General features: G+C 41.5%; 16 protein-coding genes and 1 pseudogene. 9 read left to right on the top strand and 8 right to left on the bottom strand.

From position 1 onward, the window contains the following. Position 1: 1 nt before the first annotated feature. From Vgang_RS06765 to Vgang_RS06750, 4 genes and pseudogenes are all read left to right on the top strand, one after another. The gene (locus Vgang_RS06765; RefSeq protein WP_105901901.1) at positions 2-898 is read left to right on the top strand and encodes a hypothetical protein; all 897 of its coding nucleotides are present in this window, start codon (positions 2-4) and stop codon (positions 896-898) included. A gap of 323 nt (positions 899-1,221) precedes the next feature. After that, on the top strand, positions 1,222-1,497 hold the full coding sequence (locus tag Vgang_RS06760; RefSeq protein ID WP_105901902.1) for a helix-turn-helix domain-containing protein: 276 nt from the start codon (positions 1,222-1,224) through the stop codon (positions 1,495-1,497). A 129-nt stretch (positions 1,498-1,626) separates the two neighbouring features. Continuing rightward, a complete protein-coding gene (locus Vgang_RS06755; RefSeq protein WP_245879902.1) occupies positions 1,627-2,055 on the top strand; it encodes a HipA domain-containing protein in 429 nt (142 codons plus the stop codon). A gap of 105 nt (positions 2,056-2,160) precedes the next feature. Beyond that, positions 2,161-2,863, top strand: a pseudogene (locus Vgang_RS06750) (Fic family protein). Positions 2,864-3,159: 296 nt separating this feature from the next. Here Vgang_RS06750 and Vgang_RS06745 read toward each other — a convergent pair. Then, positions 3,160-4,020: a helix-turn-helix transcriptional regulator gene (locus tag Vgang_RS06745; RefSeq protein WP_105901903.1), complete on the bottom strand. Its 861-nt coding sequence runs from the start codon at positions 4,018-4,020 to the stop codon at positions 3,160-3,162. Between the two features lie 117 nt (positions 4,021-4,137). Between Vgang_RS06745 and Vgang_RS06740 the strand changes: the two genes are divergently transcribed. The 4 genes from Vgang_RS06740 (at position 4,138) to Vgang_RS06725 (ending at position 11,769) form a co-directional block, all read left to right on the top strand. After that, positions 4,138-7,710 carry a hypothetical protein gene (locus Vgang_RS06740; protein ID WP_105901904.1) on the top strand — a complete coding sequence of 1,191 codons (3,573 nt, stop codon included), beginning with the start codon at positions 4,138-4,140 and terminating at the stop codon, positions 7,708-7,710. Then, positions 7,692-9,755, top strand: a complete 2,064-nt coding sequence (locus tag Vgang_RS06735; RefSeq protein WP_105901905.1) for a recombinase family protein — start codon at positions 7,692-7,694, stop codon at positions 9,753-9,755. Before Vgang_RS06740 ends, Vgang_RS06735 begins: the two co-directional genes overlap by 19 nt. A 273-nt stretch (positions 9,756-10,028) precedes the next feature. Next, positions 10,029-10,622, top strand: coding sequence for a class I SAM-dependent DNA methyltransferase (locus Vgang_RS06730; RefSeq protein WP_105902129.1), 594 nt, complete (start codon positions 10,029-10,031; stop codon positions 10,620-10,622). Between the two features lie 19 nt (positions 10,623-10,641). Beyond that, positions 10,642-11,769, top strand: coding sequence for an HNH endonuclease (locus Vgang_RS06725; protein ID WP_105901906.1), 1,128 nt, complete (start codon positions 10,642-10,644; stop codon positions 11,767-11,769). 214 nt (positions 11,770-11,983) lie between these two features. Here Vgang_RS06725 and Vgang_RS06720 read toward each other — a convergent pair whose 3' ends face one another. Next, positions 11,984-12,400, bottom strand: a complete 417-nt coding sequence (locus Vgang_RS06720) for a VOC family protein (RefSeq protein ID WP_105901907.1) — start codon at positions 12,398-12,400, stop codon at positions 11,984-11,986. A gap of 193 nt (positions 12,401-12,593) precedes the next feature. On the opposite strand from Vgang_RS06720, the gene Vgang_RS06715 reads away from it, so the two are divergent. After that, positions 12,594-13,391, top strand: a complete 798-nt coding sequence (locus Vgang_RS06715; RefSeq protein WP_105901908.1) for an alpha/beta fold hydrolase — start codon at positions 12,594-12,596, stop codon at positions 13,389-13,391. Here the strand turns inward: Vgang_RS06715 and Vgang_RS06710 are convergent. From Vgang_RS06710 to purR, 6 genes are all read right to left on the bottom strand, one after another. Continuing rightward, positions 13,388-13,702 (bottom strand): putative signal transducing protein, encoded by a 315-nt coding sequence (locus Vgang_RS06710; protein WP_105901909.1) that lies wholly within the window; start codon positions 13,700-13,702, stop codon positions 13,388-13,390. The two genes, Vgang_RS06715 and Vgang_RS06710, sit on opposite strands and share 4 nt — an antisense overlap. Beyond that, a complete protein-coding gene (locus tag Vgang_RS06705) occupies positions 13,689-14,354 on the bottom strand; it encodes a CDP-alcohol phosphatidyltransferase family protein (protein ID WP_105901910.1) in 666 nt (221 codons plus the stop codon). Before Vgang_RS06705 ends, Vgang_RS06710 begins: the two co-directional genes overlap by 14 nt. 20 nt (positions 14,355-14,374) lie before the next feature. Further along, the gene (locus Vgang_RS06700) at positions 14,375-15,034 is read right to left on the bottom strand and encodes an ATP-binding cassette domain-containing protein (RefSeq protein WP_105901911.1); all 660 of its coding nucleotides are present in this window, start codon (positions 15,032-15,034) and stop codon (positions 14,375-14,377) included. Positions 15,035-15,038: 4 nt separating this feature from the next. After that, a complete protein-coding gene (locus Vgang_RS06695) occupies positions 15,039-16,940 on the bottom strand; it encodes an ABC transporter permease (protein WP_211294019.1) in 1,902 nt (633 codons plus the stop codon). A gap of 97 nt (positions 16,941-17,037) precedes the next feature. Then, on the bottom strand, positions 17,038-18,183 hold the full coding sequence (locus Vgang_RS06690; protein WP_105901912.1) for an ABC transporter substrate-binding protein: 1,146 nt from the start codon (positions 18,181-18,183) through the stop codon (positions 17,038-17,040). 261 nt (positions 18,184-18,444) lie between these two features. After that, a complete protein-coding gene (gene purR / locus Vgang_RS06685) occupies positions 18,445-19,449 on the bottom strand; it encodes an HTH-type transcriptional repressor PurR (protein WP_105901913.1) in 1,005 nt (334 codons plus the stop codon). Between the last annotated feature and the right edge of the window lie 60 nt (positions 19,450-19,509).

Here is a 19,509-nt window from a genome sequence, read left to right as displayed (position 1 = left end):
TATGCTTGAAGTGACATGTACTCATCCTGATGCAAAATCTTATTATCGTATTGAGCAGTTTTTACAATTAACTGAAGAAGATATTGAACGGTATCGCCAGCATTTAATATGCCCTGTATGTCATGGAAAAGCCTACTTTAGAAAGCAAAGTGTCAATGGACGCTCTGCTTGTTTTGGTTCTAATTATCATGCAAGTGATTGTGGTAATTGGCATCCTACGTTAAAGACGCAACAACAGAAAGAAATCGAGGCTCTTAATCAGCAATTAGCGGAAAGTGATGAGCTGATTTTTGATTTTGTGATTCCAGCTAATTCTAAAAAAGAGGATGAACCTCGTCGAGATAGCTTAAAAGGGAAGCAAAGCCAGGAACGAGTCTTGCGTTCAACTAAAACGCCGTCTGAAAAGTTAATTTCTAAAGACGATACCACAGTAAATGCTAGCCGTAGGCCAGAAGTGCTAACACCCGATAAAATGCTTAATAATTTATTGCATGGTGGTGAGCTTGCAAAATCAGAGACACGCATTGTCCTGAAACTTGGCAATAAAGATTACTCTTATAAGGCCAAAAATTTATTAGTAAACTTTGCAAGTGCAGAACCCGCTAAGAATTTTGAAGAAGCGAAACTCAAAATGTATTGGGGAACGGTTTCTCATACTGATAAAGACTTTGAGTGGCTGAACCCAGCAGATTGTGATGATGTGGGTATTCCACTCGGTAAAGCCAAAGAGGCGATTATTAATCAGTATGGCATTACCTCAAGAGATGAGTTGGAAGGAGCGGGTATTTTGTTTCTTGGGTTATGCTTTTGGAACAAGGATAAAACTCGGAAAATAGTTAAAATTCAAGCTGCTGATAAATTGTATCTATCTTTACTTGGAGATGGCAGAGTTAACTAAGCAAAGAGAAAGGTGTTCATGCTTCGGTATGAAATTCAATGGTAAAAATTAATCGGGGTTTCGCCATAGAGCGATTGTATTAATCTGGATGTAATCATTGAAGGATGTTGGACTTCTTTGTATTGCTATAGTAGCAATTTGCATCGATATATACATTAGTTTGCTATTTTAGTAGCAGTTTCCCGTGTCGTCCGTCGTGACTTTTTATCTCATCCGTTTTAATGAATCAATAATTATCATTACTCATAATTTACTACAATAATATCAATAAATGCGAGATTTTTGCTATTGTTGTTATCATGGTGACAAATTTTGAGGAATGCATGTTATCTCTTTATACCGCTTATGATCTACAAATGGAGCTCAAAGAGTTTATTAAGTCCGCTCGGAAAAAAGATAAGCTCAGTGTTCAGAAAATGGCCGACCTTTCTGGTGTGCCTTACGCAACGATCCGAAAGTTTGAGTCAACTGGCAATATCTCACTGCGTCAATTTCTCATGCTTTATGAGACAGTCGGTGACTTGAAAAAAGTCAAAGAGCTGACAAAGCCGTCTGAGCCGGAATTTAAATCAATAGAGGATGTACTTCGACATACTTAAATTAGCTTTAATTGTAAAACGAACGCTGAGCACCGGTGAAAAAGTACAGGTTGGCAAGCTCGTTGAAAATAGTAAAGGTAGCTTTTTTCAATTTGACGATTACTAGATGCTCCGTTCCGAGAGCCTTCTTTGGACTATGTCGATTTAGTTAAAGCTACGCGTATCATGTGTAGTGTTACTGAATCACAGAAGCTCATTAAACGTTGCATATTTAACTACCTGACGGTCAACCAAGATGATCACAGTAAGAATTTCAGTTTCCTGGCTAGTGATTCTGATAACTGGTCACTCTCACCTTTTTACGACATTGTTTATAGCCCAAGCCCTTACAAAGAGCATATGACGGCATTTAGTGGATATGGTCGAACACCAAAGAATGCGCTGGACCAGTTAGCTGCTCAATCGGGGTTGCCTTCAAAGAAAGCCATTATGTTTATGGCTGAAGAAATATTTGAAACAACTCGCTCGTTTAGCCATGAAGCTAAACATTTAGGTTTGTCATCAAATCTAATCAAGGAGATTGATAAAAATATGGTAGAAAAGTTTAAGGCACTGTAAGCATTGATGAATAAAGGACATTAATAAGTGCTTTGTATCATTTCAACTCTTGGTAGGTGTATATTAAACAGATGTGTTTATTTTAATAAAAGAATGAAAAATATCATGAAAGATTACATGTGGAATATGCAGCCTAATATGCCTCTAACAAAGCAGTTAGCGAAGAGGGATGTACCAGCTTTAGTTTATGATGCTGTAAATCTTGAAGGTGTGGCGATGACATTGCCAGAGGTTCAAACCATTTTAGATGGTATCACTGTTGGCGGTCATCGTATTAGTGACCAAAATATGGCGATGAATCAAGCAAAGACTTGGGAGTATATCTTTGATCTTGTCTCTCAAGGCGCATTCTTTTTTAATAAAGACACGGTATTAAAAATTCATGATATTGCTGGAAAAGAAGAAACATTAGAGCGGGGGCGATTTCGATCAGGTTATGTATCTATTACTGGCTCTGAGTATGAACCAGCAGAACCAACTGAACTTGAATTGAAATGGTATGAAGTTGAGGAACAAGTGAATGCTGAAAAATATGTGTACGATCAAGCGATCACTGCATTTTACAAATGGCTCGCAACCAATTTTTTGGGATGTAAATAAACGCACAGGCCGCTTTATGATGAATGGCATCTTACTTGCTAATGGCTTCCCTATCATTAATGTACGGGCAAAACGTCAGCAAGAGTTCAACACTTTAATGCTCGATTTTTACGCCACAAATGATATGAAACCTATGAACAAATTTTTGCGTAGTTGTTTAGATGAAAGAATCATACGTAACTTTCAAATGAATCTAAAGCTTGATTAATTTTTGAGTGGCTTTGCAAGCCGTTGATCGGATACTCTCAACGAGTAAATCTATTCAGATATGCAATAAAAAAGATGTAATTTTTGGTATAAATTTCAAGCAAAAATTAAAGTAATACAGCTAGTAATACTTGAGTAAAGTCGAATTGAACTTTTGTTTGTTAATCAATGTTATATTGCTTTAAGTGTGCCGTCTCACTCCCGCCACATTCGAAGCCCTAGCAGAAATGCTGGGGCTTTTTTGTATATGCTGAATCAAAACGGCAGATATGCTGGGGCTTTTTTGTATATGCTGAATCAAAACGGCAGATATGGCCTTAAATCTTGATCGTTTTGTAAGACGATTTGCTGGCCTTGCGGTTTGCCATTTTGCGTGTAGATATTCACGTTATACGCATCCAGCACGTATTGAACCAGAGTGGCATTGGTTTCAATATTTAAAACGCCATCCACCATACCAAAGTCATATTCAATCACAGCTTTTTGCTTTTCATCAAAGCGTAAATCTGGCACAAACTGAATCATAATATCCGTGTTCCAAGGACTATCTTGTTGTTTGTTATATTCTGCTTTGCCATTGATATCAGGTATTCCTCGGATACGGCTTAATACAAAATCACGATAATCTTTTGCGTGTTCACAATAAGCGCGTACATGCCAACGCAATGGTGTGCAAACAAGAGTGTGCGGTGAAATGATCCGTTCGACTTGTAATCCATCTTTTGGAGATGTGTAGCAAATATCGACACGTTTTTGTTCACGAATAGCCTGAATTAACGGGCGTAAAATTTCCGGTGAAATGTTTCGAGCGACAGGGCGTATCCAAGTTGTATGGTCAAACCCCATATTGAGATCGGAAAACGTATAAGTCATATCTTCACTGCGAGAGAGTATGTGTAGATATTCATCAGCATGTCCCGTGGTGAGCTTGGGTGAGAATGTACTACTAGGCTTATAACCTTTGAGGTGCTTATCATAAATAAGATTACCAGGCGCAATTTCAGCCAAATAAGAATTAATATCTTTAGAAGCTTGCTGGCGCCCAATACCAAAGCTTTGAATCAAATGATTAGTCGTGAGCCTGCCTTCCCATAACGCAATAATCTCAATTAAACGATAGCGAAATAATAAATCCCACCGTATTGGCCATTTCTTCATATTGAATATTTCCTGTCCATTTTTGCGACGTGTGTATGTATTCAGTATTTACCTGTCGTTAATGAAGACATACTATAATTTAGTCAATAAAAATCAAGATCAGCTGGGGAATATTGTATGAATGTATCTATAGAAGAGTTTACTCATTTTGATTTTCAGCTTGTTCCCGATCCTTCGCCCTTGGAGCTCGTCATTACTGAATCGCTCGAAAATCATACTAAAGTTAATGGTGCTAAATCTGGTGCTTTGCTTCCATTACCGTTTCAGACCGGAATCGGGAAAACATACACGGCATTGAGCTTTTTGCTCCAGCGGATGCTCGAACAAGTGCAAAATGAATTGCAGGAAGAAAAGAGCGGTAGTAGATCCAAGCGTTTGCTCTATTACATTACAGATTCTGTAGATAACGTCGTAAGTGCAAAAGCAGACTTGCTGAAGTTAATTGAGGAACAAACAGTCAAGGGAGTGCCTCGCTTCACTCTAGAACAGCAAGAGTATCTTAAGATGCAAATAGTCCACCTACCTAATCAGTCAGAGCAGTTGTTGCAATGTTCTGATGCTGTCTTGAATCAAGTATTAGTCGGATTTGAGTTGAGCGCCGAGCGCGATGTTAAAGCAGAATGGAGCGCTATATCGGGCCTAAGGCATCATGCGAGCAAGCCAGAAGTTAAAGTTTCTTTAAGTCGTCAAGCCGGTTACTTTTACCGCAATTTAGTTGCCCGCTTGCAAAAGAAACAAAAAGGGGCCGATAGAATCTCGCTGAATGGCTCGTTACTGACTTCTGTTGAAGCACTTTTGCCGGGAGAAAAAATCCGCAATGGAAGCGCTCATGTTGTTTTCTTAACGACGAGCAAGTTTCTGAAAGGCTTCCACAATACCCGCTCGCGCTACAGTCCATTACGCGATTTAAGTGGTGCGGTGCTTATCATTGATGAAATTGACAAGCAAAATCAAGTCATCCTTTCCGAACTGTGTGAACAACAAGCGCAGGACTTAATTTGGGCTATAAGAAATCTGAGAGCAAACTTTCGAGATCACCAGCTTGAGAGTTCGCCTCGCTACGACAAGATTGAAGACCTGTTTGAACCACTGCGTGAGCGACTCGAAGAGTTTGGCACCAAGTGGAACCTAGCGTTTGCGTTTAATACGGAAGGACCTAACTTGAATGAACGACCTGTTCGGTTGTTTTCAGATAGAAGCTTCACGCATGTAAGCAGTGCCACTCATAAGCTGTCATTAAAATCAGATCTATTGAGGCAGAAAAATTTCATATTTAGTGATGAGAAAGTGGAAGGTTCTCTCATTGAAAAAAATGGGCTTTTAACCCGCTTTGTCAATGAAGCGGATGTTATATACCAGTGGTTTCTTGGCACTATGCGAAAAGCCGTATTTCAGTACTGGGAGAACGTTCGTAGCCTTGATATTGAAGGGCGAGAAAATAGAAGTCTAGAAGGAACGTTTCAAGAAGCCGTTCAATCCCTGCTTACTCACTTTAACCTACAAGAATTTGAGTCTGCGGTTTACGAGTCTTTTGATACTAGGGGGCTGCGGCAATCAGCGGGTGGGCAAGCGAGCAAGTTGAGTTCTAGCAATAGCTACCATCATACAGGAATGAAACTTGTTGAAGTCGCCCATAATCAGGGGACTCGCGATACCGTAAATTGTAAAGCGTCATTCTTAAATCTTTCACCATCGGGTGTCTTGGCGGATATGGTTGATGCCGGAGCTGTTATTCTCGGTATAAGTGCAACAGCGAGAGCTGATACCGTAATACATAACTTTGATTTTAAGTACTTGAATGAGCGTTTGGGTAAAAAGCTTTTATCTTTGTCGAGAGAGCAAAAGCAGCGGGTAAATGATTATTATCATAGTAAGCGCAACTATAAAGATAATGGTGTGGTTTTAAAGGTTAAGTATCTTAATAGTCGAGATGCGTTTCTTGATACTTTGTTAGAAGAATATAAGCCGGAGGCTCGCTCAAGCCACTTTATCCTAAATCACCATCTGGGTATTGCTGAGTCAGAGCAGGCATTTGTTCGGAGCTGGCTGTCTAAGCTCTTAGCGAGTATTAAAGCGTTTATGTCAGTTCCTGATAATCGTTATATGCTGTCGCTGTTAAACCGTACTCTTGATACAACCCGTCAGGATATTAACGATTTCATCCAGTTCTGCTGCGATAAATGGGCAAAAGAATATAATGTCCAAACTAGGATATTTTTGGGTGTGAATGCTGATTGGATGAGGTTGGTTGGCTACAATGAAATTTCCAATCACCTAAACACTGAGCCAGGGAAAGTCGTTGTATTTAGTACATTTGCTTCAATGGGAGCAGGCAAAAACCCTGATTATGCAGTTAATTTAGCGTTGGAAGGTGGAAGCTTAATATCCGTTGCCGATGTCACTTATAGCACCCAGCAGCGAAGCGATATAGACAGTATTTATCTTGAAAAACCTACTCAGCTACTCCTGTCAGATGATTACTCGCACACTGCTAACCAGCTTTGTCAGTTCCACCAAATCTTATCTTTGCAAGAGAACGGCGAGTTGTCACCGAAATGCGCTGAAAGCTGGTGTCGACAGCAACTTATGGGCATGAGCAGAGAGCGCTCTTTACAGCAATATTACCAAACAAGTGACTACCAAAGCGCGGTAAGGAAATACATTGAGCAAGCGGTAGGAAGATCCGGGAGAACGTCTCTGAAACGAAAACAAATTCTCTTGTTTGCTGATTCTGGTTTGAAAGAAATTCTGGCAGAAGAGAGTCGAGACCCAAGTTTGTTTTCGCACGAATATATTGCTTTGGTTAATAAAGCGAAATCAGGTAATCAGTCTCTAGTTGAGGACCGATCTGTTCGACGTTTATTCAATCTTGCTCAAAGAAATAATAAAGATGGTATGCAGTCAATCAAAGCCCTAGTTCGCCGTCTACATAATCAACCAGCATCCGATAGTGATATTCAAGAATGGCAAGACATTAGAACTCAGTTGCTTCGCTATCCGACGGTGGCCTATCAACCAGAGCGATTCAATCGATTGTACTTACAGTCGATGACCAAAGGGTATTACCGCTATCAAGGTAATTTAGATGGTGATCCGAATGCCTTCGAGTTCTTTAATAGAGTACCTTCTGGCGATATGGTCTCAGAGGAAGCGTGTAGCCTGGCTACGTTAGTACAGAACCAATACGTGAGGCCGTGGTTTGAACACAAAGGCTTTGCCTGTTCGTGGCAAAAAGAAAGTTACGTGATGACGCCAGTTATGTTCACCAACATTTATAAGGGAGCGTTGGGGGAACAAGCGGTAGAGGCAGTGTTAACAGCATTCAATTTTACCTTTGAAGATGTCCCCCATTCTATCTACGAGCGATTTGACAATAGAGTCATATTTGCAGGGATTGAGCAACCGATCTGGTTAGACAGCAAATACTGGAAGCATGAAGGTAATGAAAGCAGCGAAGGCTACAGTTCGAAAATTTCATTGGTAGAAGAAGAGTTTGGACCTTCGAAGTTTATTTATGTAAACGCGTTGGGGGATGCTTCAAAACCGATTAGATACTTGGACTCGTGCTTCGTAGAAACCTCACCACAGTTAGCTAAAGTTATTGAGATTCCGGCACTAATTGATGATATCAATGCCGACACCAACCTAACAGCAGTACAGGAGTTGATAAAATGGTTACACAACAGCTAGAACCTTCCTCACACGGTCCGTTATCAACCTTAATTGAACAAATATCAATTGATACTGATTGGGTTGATAGAAGCTTCGCGATTTACTGTGTCAGCTATAAAGGCATTGACTACTCAGAGCGATCTAAGCGTTTGGTTATATTAGCGCCTGAAATCTATAAATCCGGAAGTGTTTATTGCTTAGTGAAAGGTACCAATAAGGAAGCGTGTTATTGGGTGATGTTACCAAAGGACACCAAGTTAGACCTCAAAGACACATCTTTGGCCATCAAACCAGTTAGCGCTGCCGAGCTACCTACATGGCAATTGGCTCGTTTACTGATTAAAGCGATACCAAAAGTATTGAGTGGCACTAAGCCAGAGATAAAGCGCTTTGAAAGTGAAGGTTTATATTATCTAGTGAAAAGCAAAAAGTTACCGAAAGGTCACTCTGGCTATGAATTAACGACCGTGGAAATCGATTTAGCACCATGCGGAGCACTTGGATATAAACAAACGCTGTCAATGAGTACTAGAACGTTTTCTCCCTTGTCTTGGTTTACGCTAGAGAGCGGAGAGATACAAAAAAAGGCAAAATTTGCTACTCGTTATCAACTTGATGATGTGGGGATGTTGGTCAGCAAATCCATAAAGGGCGATTACATCAAGAAGCCGCTTTACTCTAATGCGAAGAATCGAATTCAGGCTATTGATATTACCAAAGAGTCTTATAGCGGTTTTCAACTATCTAAGGTCGGTATTCTCGAACAATTCATGCAAGACCTTAAGCAAGCTTATGGCGATGCAGTATTCGTGAAGTTGCATCGGATTCCCGGAGAAAAGCACAGATTTGTTTCAGATACAATTGTCAAAAAATACTATGTAGGGTTGTTTGATGCGTTGAAAGAGCATCGTTTGGTGATTTGTGATTTAACAGAAAACCAAAACACTGATGCAGCATTGACATTGCTTCACGGTATCGAGCATTTGGACATAAATGCCGAGATAGCTGAAGTTCCGATTCGTGGTGCATTGAATATCCTAATTGTTGGTAATAAAGAGGCTTATAAGTCAGCAGAAGAAGACCCGTATCATGTTTATCGCAAAAAGTACCAAGACACGGTTTTCCAGTCATGTTATCCAGAACGATTATGGGATCGAAGAGGACAACCAAATCGGCATGTGATGGAAGTGTTGTTAAAAGAACTGCTTATTAAGTTAGAAGTCCATACAAGAAAGCATTTGATTGAATACCCAAGCCGCCCTGAAGGATGTGTATATTACATGCCTCAGCGACCGCAAGGCGAATTTTCAGAGGTTCGAGACGGGCCGTGGCCAGTGTATGCGTCTAAGTTAGTGGTTGATGAATGGCAATATACACAAGCGACTCAAGAGGAGCTTGAAGATATTGAACTCGATTTAGGTAATGATAAATGGCAAGTATTTCAAGGATTCCAACGTTCCCCTTTTATTTATTGGCCGGAGACGGGGAACTATGCCATTTTCATTGACACTGGCATTCAAATGCTGCCGGAGTTTGAAGCTGTTGCCGAGCGATTGCGTGAACTTAAAGAAGGCCGATTACAAGATGTTCCTATTGCATTGTTGACTCAGTTCATTGAAGAAAACCCAGAGAGTAAAGTTGTAACCAAACTGAGAGCGATATTGTCAGAGTGGGATGATTCGGCCCCTCTACCGTTTGATGAGTTTTCGACAATCGCATACAAAAGCAATGATGAAAAACAATTCTATGATTGGTTGCACGAACAAGGATTCTTCTTAAAAACATCGATGAGAGGACAAAGTGAGGGATTCTTTAATGCATCCTTAGGTTTCTTCTATAACCGAGAGCAAGGGATGTATTTTGCTGGTGGTAAAGGCAGTCCCCAGAGCAAAATCGAGACCTTTAGTCATTTATACCTGATAAAACATTCGTTTGATGCGTTGCCTGAAGAGGTAGAAAGCTTGTTTGATGTTTATCACTTACGGCATCGCCTACCAACCGTAACACCTTATCCATTTAAGCATCTACGTGAGTATGTTGAGACCCAGCGTTTTAAATCTTGATAATAGGTTTAGCTATGTACCTACTAATAGTAGGTAATAAATGCCGTGATTTCGTGTCATATGGGTTTATATCAGTCGACATTGCCCAGAATGGGGGGGACTTGCGAATATGCTGAAGTCAAAAAACACCTGTACTGTATCGCCTAGCATTTAGACAATCGTGTGAATCATTTATTGGCCCTAGCAAAAATGCCGGGGCTTTTTTGTTCTCCCCATCGCCTTCTTTAACTGATTCATATATCATTAATTTCTTTAGCTCATTTGATGACCACCATGTCTAAAACTCTAGATATTTACAACCAAAACGCTGATCAGTTTGCGTCCCAATATGATTCAGTAACGTTTGAATCTGTGCATCAATCTTGGCAGCAATATTGGCCGGTTTCTGGAAATCATGTTTTAGATATTGGTGCGGGCTCTGGGCGTGATTCACGTTGGTTTGTGGAACAGGGCTGCTTAGTGGTTGCGGTTGAACCTTGCGATAATTTACGTGCATTGGGTAAGCAAAACTCCTCAGATTCAATCCAATGGTTTGGTGATTATTTACCTAATTTAACTGGAGTTGAGACCTTATCACGCCAGTTCGACCTTATTTTATTGTCAGCGGTTTGGATGCATATTCCGGTGGAGTTGCGCCCTGCGTCATTACAGGCTTTGACTCATCTAATGTCTGATGATGGGAAAGTTGTGATCACTTTGCGTCATGGTGAATTTAGTGATGGGCGGGAAGGCTACGATGTTTCAGTTCAAGAGCTGACACAACTAGGGCGCGAGGCTGGGCTGGTGGTTTGCTTGGAATCGGGGTCGGCAGATGTATTGCAACGAAATAGTGTTGTCTGGCAGACCGTTGTCCTGACCAAAAAGTAGTGTGAGCAAGGAATAACGTATGTCGCATAGCTATTATCTAAACAAATTTCACAACTTAAATATGAACAGCTCAGGCGGAAGAAAGAGCCCTCATAAAGTTTGTATGTTATTAGCTGTGATGGATTTAATCCAAGCTGGGCATATTTCCGAAAATAAAATTGAATTTAATTCCGCTTTAAAAGATCGTTTTACTCACTACTTCGACACCTTAGCTCATACTAGTGACAAAAATACTCCAGCAAATCCCTACTTTTATTTGAGAAGCGAAGGATTTTGGCATCTCGCATATAATTTGGGCTTTGATGAGGCAAATACAAAAGGTTACTCAGCCAAGGCTATTTCACATGCTTACTTGGACGATGAGCTTTTTGATTATATGAAAAGTTTTATTGTTTCTAATGAACTGAAAGATGCTTTGATTTCCAACCTATCTGACACGGAAGGGCTGTTTTATCAATGGCTACTCGATATCGGAAAATCTGAAAAAACTGCGAAGAATTATCTCGGTGCAATACGTGGGTCTATTTCAACTTGGATGATAGATGCAGGAATGATTTCAGAACCCTTAACTGGCATCAGTTCTTATCAGCAATTTGTCGATTATGAAGAAAAAGCCAAAAACCTATCTGAATTTAAGATCCGAGATTCAAAGGGTAATGGGATGTATAGCGCTGCTTTAAAACATTACCATCAGTTTTTGGCGGACTTAACTCAAATAGATGTGAATGCTGATATACGACAGGTCATGACGGACAAAAAGTTAACTGAGACAGAAAAAACAATCTTAGTAAATACTCGTGTCGGTCAGGGACATTTCAGGACTAAATTAATTGAGATGTGGCAAGGTTGTGCGGTAACGGGCTATAAAAATACGCAAATGTTGCTGGCTTCGCATATTAAACCTTGGCGAGACTCGAATAATGAGGAAAGGTTAGATAGATACAACGGATTGCTGTTGCTTGCGAATTTAGATAAAGCCTTTGATCTAGGTTTTATTTCTTTTGATGATTCAGGAAAAGTGATGATTTCTAAGTATCTCGAAAAGCCAGAAGTCTTGGGTTTAGATGAATCAATGTCATTTGTAGTAAGCCCTGAACATAAACCATATCTAGGCTTTCATCGCGGTGTTTTATTTAAAGGTTACTAGCTCAAACTCTTAGGCATTATCCACATATACTCTTGTGTGAGCTCACAGCGTCACTGCCTATTCATTGGCAGATCACTTTTGGGGGCGATATAGATAAATCAGTGATGTTTAATAGGATTTGGTTGATTTTTTGAGCTTGCTTTAGTTTTAGTTAGTATTACCCGATAGCTCTACTCAAACCATCGGGCTTAATCGTTCTACATTCACCTAATACCTACAAATCATTATTCCTTTCACTGGGAATATCGCTGAGGTATTCAACAAATTCTACTTCAAACCCCGCAGGGTCTACGAAATAGATGTTTTTTCTAAATGGGTTGTCTGTGCCTGGTTTTGCTATGGTGTAGCCTGCGTTTTCTAGGCGTTGAATAACCGCATCAAGATTGTTGACTGCATAGGCAAAGTGGGCGAGGCCGGTTGTGTGGCCGTCTAAGTCACGGTTTTCACCTTCGCCATGGTCACTGATGGCGAGGTATTGATAATCATCACCGAGATGTAGCCAGTGTCTGGGTTTGCCGTTCCAGTCGTCATCGCCTTCGCTGCGTATCGACCAATGCGGAAAGGCAGTTTGATAAAATTTCACCATGGCTTTGGCGTCACTCACCACTAGGTTTACGTGTTCTAAATACATATTCACTCCTTGATAAAAAATGTGCTGTTTTTCTATTGATGACGCTCATGCTAAAACCTCAAGCTAACTTTAGGTAAAGTCTTTTTACACAAAAAATCACTTTAACGAGCGAATCACCGTTGGCATCAATGTTTAGCGGTATTCGTGTGGTATACTTCAGCCCAACCGATAGATTCTCAATGAGTTGTTTTGCATGATGTCTGAGCTTTTGTTCCATAAAACCTATTTACACCCAACCAGCAAAGAGTGGGTGGTATTTGTGCATGGCGCTGGTGGTAGCTCTTCACTTTGGTTTAAGCAAATTAAAGATTACCGACAACATTACAATTTGCTGTTGATTGATCTTCGTGGTCATGGCCGTTCAAATCAATTATTGAAAAACATCATTTCTAAGCAATATTCTTTCCAGGATGTGACGAACGACATCATTCATGTCCTTGATCACCTAAATATAGAAAAAGCCCATTTTGTTGCCTTATCTTTGGGGACAATTTTAGTTCGTAATTTGGCCGAGATCGCACCAGAACGCGTTCATACCATGGTGCTGGGCGGGGCAATTACGCGATTAGATGCTCGTTCTAAAGTATTGGTTAAACTGGGGGATTGGAGCAAAAACTTCATTCCTTATATGTGGCTCTATAAACTTTTTGCCTACATTGTCATGCCACAAAAAGGCCAGCAGCAATCACGCCATTTGTTTATACGTGAAGCCAAAAAGCTGTGCCAAAAAGAGTTTAAGAAATGGTTTAAGTTATCGGCGGATGTGAATCCGATGATGCGTTATTTCCGTGAGCGTGAATTGAATATTCCAACCCTGTATTTGATGGGTGAAATGGACTATATGTTTATCCGCCCAGTCAAAGAGATGGTGAAGAAACATCAATTTAGCCAACTGCTTGAAATTCCTGATTGTGGGCATGTGTGCAATATCGAAAAGCCGCAAGAGTTTAACCACCATTCGCTGGCGTTTATTAAGCAATATAGCGCTTAATCTTGGTTTGGATTTATCGCCTCGCAGTTCCAACAAACAGAAAATTGATTCTCCACATTTTCCCCACACTGCGGGCAAAGCCAATCAGGCCCGCATTCTTGCTGTTCATATTCTGCAATTAATCGTTTTGCTTTCTCTAATTGGATGTCATCTTCCAGCCATACATATGGGTCGCTGTCTTGAGTAAATGGAATTTCGCCTTTTAAACTGAAGGTGTGTTCGGCATGTACTTTCGCTAATACGCCGTGGCTTTTCAGTAGCTCGCATACAATATGGGCTTCAACTGGGTTAGCAGCACTAAAGATCTTCATCCGGACTCCATTTATTTAGGGTTTGCTTCACATCATTGAATTCTGATTTCGAGATGGTGTGGTAACCCGCCCAAATTCGGTTTGCTGTGGTCATAAAGCATAGAATAGCAAATACCGTCGCGAGAGTAGGGAATGCATTTGGCCACAAACAAAAAGCGATAAAAAAGCCAATGGTTTCCGTGCCTTCCGTAATGCCAGCCATGTAATACAAGGATTTGTGTTGATAGATTGGGTTATCGATCTTGTGTTTTGCTGCCACTGAAGCAAAGGCAAGAAAGCTGCTGCCCGTACCGACAAATGACACAATCAACAATGCAGCGTATAAGCCATTTTGTTCAGGCTCGGCAAGTAAAAAGCCAAGTGGGATCAGAGCGTAAAACAGAAAATCGAGACAAATATCCAAAAAACCACCCGCATCCGTGGTTTGAGTTTGTCTTGCTATCGCGCCATCGAGCCCATCACCAATGCGATTAAAAACAATGAACACCAGCGCAAGTAGATAATAGTGCTGCCATAACGCGGGAATAGCGAGCAGCCCAATCGCAAAGCTGGCAATCGTGACTTGGTTGGCGCTTATACCACGTTGAATACAACAGCGAGCACCCTGTTCGAGCGGTTTTTTGATGATGGGTATGACGTAGCGATCAAGCATGTATGTTCTCCGAATTTTTTCTAGTTATCCGCAGCTGAGGTTAGCTTTGGCCATTGAATGAGCTTGCCGCCTTCAGGGACATCTGAGGCATCGTGTGTCACCATCAAAGCAGGAACATTTGCCGCTTGCAGTTGTTCGAAAACCCATTGTCTGAAAACAGGACGCAGTTCGGGGTCGAGCTGGCCAAAAGGCTCATCGAGTAATACTGCGCGAGGTTGAGCACTGAGCATGCGCACCAGGCTGATACGAGCACGTTGTCCGCCTGATATTTGTTCTGGCATCGATTCGGCAAGATGCGCTAATTCGATAGAATGCAGAACTTGTAGAGCTGCTTGTTTGCGTTGCTTACCTTTAATGTGATTGGGCAAAGCAAAGGCGATATTTTCCCAAATGTTGAGATGGGGAAAGAGCATATCATCTTGAAATAAAATTCCGATGGAACGCTGGTGGGGCGCGCGTTCTAAGATGGCCTCACCGTCGAGTGTAATTTGTCCATTTGCTGAAAAGTCTGCACTGAGGTGTCCGGCAATCACAGTAAGTAACGTGGATTTACCACAACCGCTTGGTCCCATTAAGGTGACAATTTCACCCGGTTCAATTTCCAAATTAAAGTCGCCTAATAATTGATCATAAGGGCTGTGCTGCTTTGTAATGCTGAGGTTTTGAATCGATAAGCACATAAGATTACGCCTGCCTATTTTGGGTTGGCACTGAGTGTTTAAATGGAACAGGATGTTTAGATGGATCTCGGTTTCTGTTTCGCTTTAGATCTTCATCCCGATTTTGGTATTTGGCCGGTTTTTGCATAGCATTAGGTTGGGTTAAAAAACGATTAGCGACCAATGCCAAGCTAAAGAATATGAAGGGTACTAACGCTTGCCATAACGCATACAAAGCAATGATACGGCGATCATGGCCACTGGAAAGCGCAACGGCTTCGGTGGTTAAAGTGACAATGCGGCCAGAGCCTAACATCAAAGTCGGTAAATATTGCGCTAAGCTGACACTCATTCCCATCGAAAAAGCAAACGCCAACGCGCTAGCCAGTGTGCGTAATTTGATCATGACAAAAGCTTTAAATGGCGATGCGCTTAAACTGACCGCAGTTTGTGATAAGCGGGTTGGATAGCTTTGCCAGGGCCCATCTAAGCTCAAATAAATATATGGAAAAGCAAAAAACAGATGTGACCAAATAACCCACAGCCAATAATATTCTTGGTTTATCCAAAGCGTTGTGACTTGTAAGCCAAACAGCAAAGAAAGCTGAGGAATGAGCATTGGCAGAGCAATCACATACATGGGTAAACGTAGGCGAAAATGTTGCCGATATTCTTGCGCAATAATGGCAAATATTAACGCGATGATCGTACTGGCTACGGCAAGGCATAGGCTAGTTTGAATCGCTTGTTGAATGTATGGCCATTCGCTTATCCAAAAGCGCAAACTCCAATCTGATGGGAGTAGCTGCGGAAATTGCCAACGTTGTGCGAAGGTCCAAACCAGCAGGGCAGGCAAACATAATAAACTCACCGCCATGAGCACAGGAGCAACCGCTGAAGTCATAGTGGACTGGATAGCCGAGTTGATAGACAGCGGTGAGAAAATGGAAGAGGACGATTTACCGTAAACGCTGTCAGCATTCTTTTTGCCAGAGGTAAGCCAGCCGCGAGCATAATGAAGTAACAGACGTTCGATAAAATACACCAAACCAATCAATGCGCTACAGAGCAAAAACAAACACAACGCTCCGGCAGCAGCGCGAGGCAATAAAGACAAATCAGGCTCGTTAAACCATTGCCAAACCAATACGGCAAACGTCGGTGGATGCGTTGGTCCTATGATTAAGCTGACATCCACCACTGAACTTGAGTAAGCCATAATGGCAAAAAATGGAAAGCGCATGTGTCGAAGCCATTGTGGCAAGATCACTTTCCACCATGTCTGTGCAGCTGAATAACCTAAGCTTTGTGATACCGCTAAGGTTTGCTGAATTCGTAAGTTATTTAAAATGGGTAAACTCATTAACACCAAAAACGGCGTTTCTTTAATCGCAAGTGCCAGAGTCAGCCCAAGGCCAAGATTATCTTGTACGTTCAACCAACCTTGAGTGTTAAAAGTGCTAAAAGCAGAAAAAACACTGTTTAATGCACGTGCGAACCAACCTGTATCTGAAAATAAGAATAAGAAACCCACAGCAAAAGCGACATGAGGCAAGGCTAATAAGGGCGATAATAACTTTTCCACTTTATGCCAAGCAGGACGATTCCAATAGGCTTGCAGTATTGAAAACGCCATGATGGTCGCTAAAAAAGTACTCGTAATTGCAGAGAACATACTCAGACAAATTGAATGCATTACCGCGGGCCAATCCGCCACTTTTTCGAACCCAGTCAGTGAGAACTCGAATAAGCCCAAGGGGGGAATAATGCCGAAGGCAGGGCTAAGCATACCGATTAAGCCGGGAATGATGGGAAAGATACACAGCAACACAACGAAAGCATAACCCAAGCGCAGCGAGACTTTACTGGATTGGCTTTTATTCAATATTCGTCGATTTAATAGAGTGCTATTGAGTCGGTTACTCATTTTAGTATGCCTGCTTTTAATAGGCCTAGCTTCACTATCCCTTTTTTTAATAGACATGGTCCTTTGAATTGCTCCTCGACGTAACGCCATCAATATTTTATTGGCTATAACGTTCAAGCCAAGCCTGTTCTAATGCGGTTTGCCAGCTAGGATGTGGCTCAGGCAAGGACGGGTAGAGTTTGGTCTTTTGTGCGCTGCCAGTTAAGTATTGCGGCTGCAAAACGGATGGATCCCCCCAAATATTGATGTCGCCTTTACGAGATTGCGCTTCAGGGCTGAGTAAGAAATTGATCACCACTAAAGCGCCTTGTTTGGAGTTAGCATTCCATGGAATAGCAAGAAAATGAATGTTCGATAAAGCCCCCTGTTTCCACGCGTAGCTTGCGGTGCTTGAAGCAAGTTTGCCACTGGCTTGCGCGGAGAAAACTTCATTGGGATTGAAGGTGATCGCCAAATCAAGTTGGTCATCATCCAAAAGTTGAATCATTTCCGCTTGGCTAGTTGGAAACTGTTGACCTTGTTGCCACAAGAAAGGCTGCAAAGCATCTAAATAGCGCCATAATGGTTGAGTGAGTTGAGCAAAAGCCTCTGTGGTAACGGGTTGCTGTAATGCAGGATCTTGCTGGCTAAGTTCAATCAATAATGACTTTAAAAAACTGGTGCCATGAAATTGTGGCGGCTTAGGGTAGCTAATACGGCCTGGGTGCGCTTTAGCATACTCGAGCAGATCTTGCGCTGATTGAGGAGGCGAGGCTAGCTTGTCACGGTCATAAATATAAACCAGTTGTCCTACACCCCAAGGCGCTTCGAGCCCGTTGGTTGGTTCGGAAAAATCATCAGTGACAGGTAAAGCCATATTTACTTTTTGCCAATTAGGTAATGTCGATACAAACGGGCCAAAAAGTAATTGGTTGTCTTTCATTGATTTGAAGTTTTCACCATTAATCCAAACCAAATCGACACTGCCTTGCTGATTTTTATTGGCTGTTTTTTCTGCCAGCAAGCGGGCGGTGGTTTCAGAAATATCGGAAACTTTAACATGGTGTAGAGTTACACCATATTGTCGTTTCACTTCTCTACTTACCCAACGTAGATAATCATTAATTTCTTGGCTACCACCCCAGGCATTAAAATACACATCTTGCCCACGAGCTTGTTTTTCAATGGTTTGCCAGTCGCTATCCTGAGAGGCCATAGCAAATAGAGGCAGTAATGAAAGTAAACCAAGGCTAATCCAGCGCATTGTATCTGTCCTTAATATCCATCGTATTTGAAGCTTTAGCTTTGTTGGCAGCTTTTATTCGCTCCGCTAACTTGGGTATGAAAATTTATGTAATTAAGCGTAGTGGAATATAAGACATAACATCACGCGAAAAAATTTCAGGTTATCGCTAAGTTAATCTGAACTCAGGATAAATTAATCAAAATCCAGCGAATAAAAATAAGGCGCATCTAAATGAATAGATACGCCTTGTAAATGTTTGCAGTGATAATACTAGAAATACTATTTAAGCGTTTTCACCGATGAACGTTCTACCATTTCAGGGAACATTTCGAAGGTTTGTTTAGCGTGATTTTTATCTTTAATGCGTTCTAATAAGATTTCAACCGCGTTCTTACCTAAACGACGCTTAGGTTGGTGAACCGTCGTCAACGGTGGTGAGAAATAAGGAGAAATATCAATGTTGTCGTAACCGATCACGGAAATATCTTCCGGTACACGCATGCCTTTTTCTTGCAGACGGCTCATTAAGCCTAGCGCCATGATGTCGTTAAAACAGAATACCGCAGTTGGTTTTTTATCCATTGCCAAGATTTTATCGGCAGCGATAACGGCAGTATCACACTCGAAGTTCCCTTCTAGTAACCACTCGTCTCGTAGTGTTAAGCCTTTTTCTTCTAACGCACGGCGACAACCTGCAATACGCTCTTGGCAAGCCACCTTTTCAAAATGCCCACTTAAACAAGCAATATCAGTGTGACCTCGTTCTAGTAGATAGCGTGTTGCGATGTAACCACCTTCTTCTGAGTTATCGATGATTTTATCGGCTTTGGATGTTTCTGGGCCCCAATCCATCACAACTTTAGGAATATCTGGGTGACCATCAAGCATTTCACGCAATTCTTCATCTAGGTCAGAACACATAACCAATAGGCCATCGACACGTTTGCCAGCCAACATGCGGATATAATCACGTTGTTTGTCAGAGCGGCCACCGGTGTTACACAAAATTAGGGTATAACCTTTGCGGTAACAGTAGCTTTCAACACCATCAACGACTTCGGCAAAGAATGGGTTAGTTGACTGTGTCACTAACATACCAATGGTGCTGGTGGTATTGCATTTCAAACTACGAGCCACGGCGCTTGGGGCATAATTGAGTTCTTTCACTGCGGCCATAACTTTCTCTTGAGTTGTCTCTGCAACAAAACGAGTTTTATTGATGACATGTGACACGGTCGTTGTGGAGACTCCAGCAATACGTGCAACATCTTTGATTGTAGCCATAGTGAATTTCCTTTATGCCGACCATACAGCCGGAACGATGATAGTTAATTGGATACTAAA

Source organism: Vibrio gangliei (genome assembly GCF_026001925.1).
Lineage (GTDB): Bacteria > Pseudomonadota > Gammaproteobacteria > Enterobacterales > Vibrionaceae > Vibrio > Vibrio gangliei.
Note: the sequence above shows the minus strand (reverse complement) of the source record. Positions and strands in the feature narration are given on the sequence as shown.

Bases quoted from the DNA above. Each gene is read 5' to 3' on its own strand.
- Vgang_RS06735 (WP_105901905.1), top strand. From the start codon at position 7,692: ATGGTTACACAACAGCTAGAACCTTCCTCACACGGTCCGTTATCAACC.
- Vgang_RS06705 (WP_105901910.1), bottom strand. From the start codon at position 14,354: ATGCTTGATCGCTACGTCATACCCATCATCAAAAAACCGCTCGAACAG.
- Vgang_RS06760 (WP_105901902.1), top strand. From the start codon at position 1,222: ATGTTATCTCTTTATACCGCTTATGATCTACAAATGGAGCTCAAAGAG.
- Vgang_RS06720 (WP_105901907.1), bottom strand. From the start codon at position 12,400: ATGTATTTAGAACACGTAAACCTAGTGGTGAGTGACGCCAAAGCCATG.
- purR (WP_105901913.1), bottom strand. From the start codon at position 19,449: ATGGCTACAATCAAAGATGTTGCACGTATTGCTGGAGTCTCCACAACG.
- Vgang_RS06700 (WP_105901911.1), bottom strand. From the start codon at position 15,034: ATGTGCTTATCGATTCAAAACCTCAGCATTACAAAGCAGCACAGCCCT.
- Vgang_RS06730 (WP_105902129.1), top strand. From the start codon at position 10,029: ATGTCTAAAACTCTAGATATTTACAACCAAAACGCTGATCAGTTTGCG.
- Vgang_RS06765 (WP_105901901.1), top strand. From the start codon at position 2: ATGCTTGAAGTGACATGTACTCATCCTGATGCAAAATCTTATTATCGT.
- Vgang_RS06695 (WP_211294019.1), bottom strand. From the start codon at position 16,940: ATGAGTAACCGACTCAATAGCACTCTATTAAATCGACGAATATTGAAT.
- Vgang_RS06745 (WP_105901903.1), bottom strand. From the start codon at position 4,020: ATGAAGAAATGGCCAATACGGTGGGATTTATTATTTCGCTATCGTTTA.
- Vgang_RS06710 (WP_105901909.1), bottom strand. From the start codon at position 13,702: ATGAAGATCTTTAGTGCTGCTAACCCAGTTGAAGCCCATATTGTATGC.
- Vgang_RS06725 (WP_105901906.1), top strand. From the start codon at position 10,642: ATGTCGCATAGCTATTATCTAAACAAATTTCACAACTTAAATATGAAC.
- Vgang_RS06740 (WP_105901904.1), top strand. From the start codon at position 4,138: ATGAATGTATCTATAGAAGAGTTTACTCATTTTGATTTTCAGCTTGTT.
- Vgang_RS06690 (WP_105901912.1), bottom strand. From the start codon at position 18,183: ATGCGCTGGATTAGCCTTGGTTTACTTTCATTACTGCCTCTATTTGCT.
- Vgang_RS06715 (WP_105901908.1), top strand. From the start codon at position 12,594: ATGATGTCTGAGCTTTTGTTCCATAAAACCTATTTACACCCAACCAGC.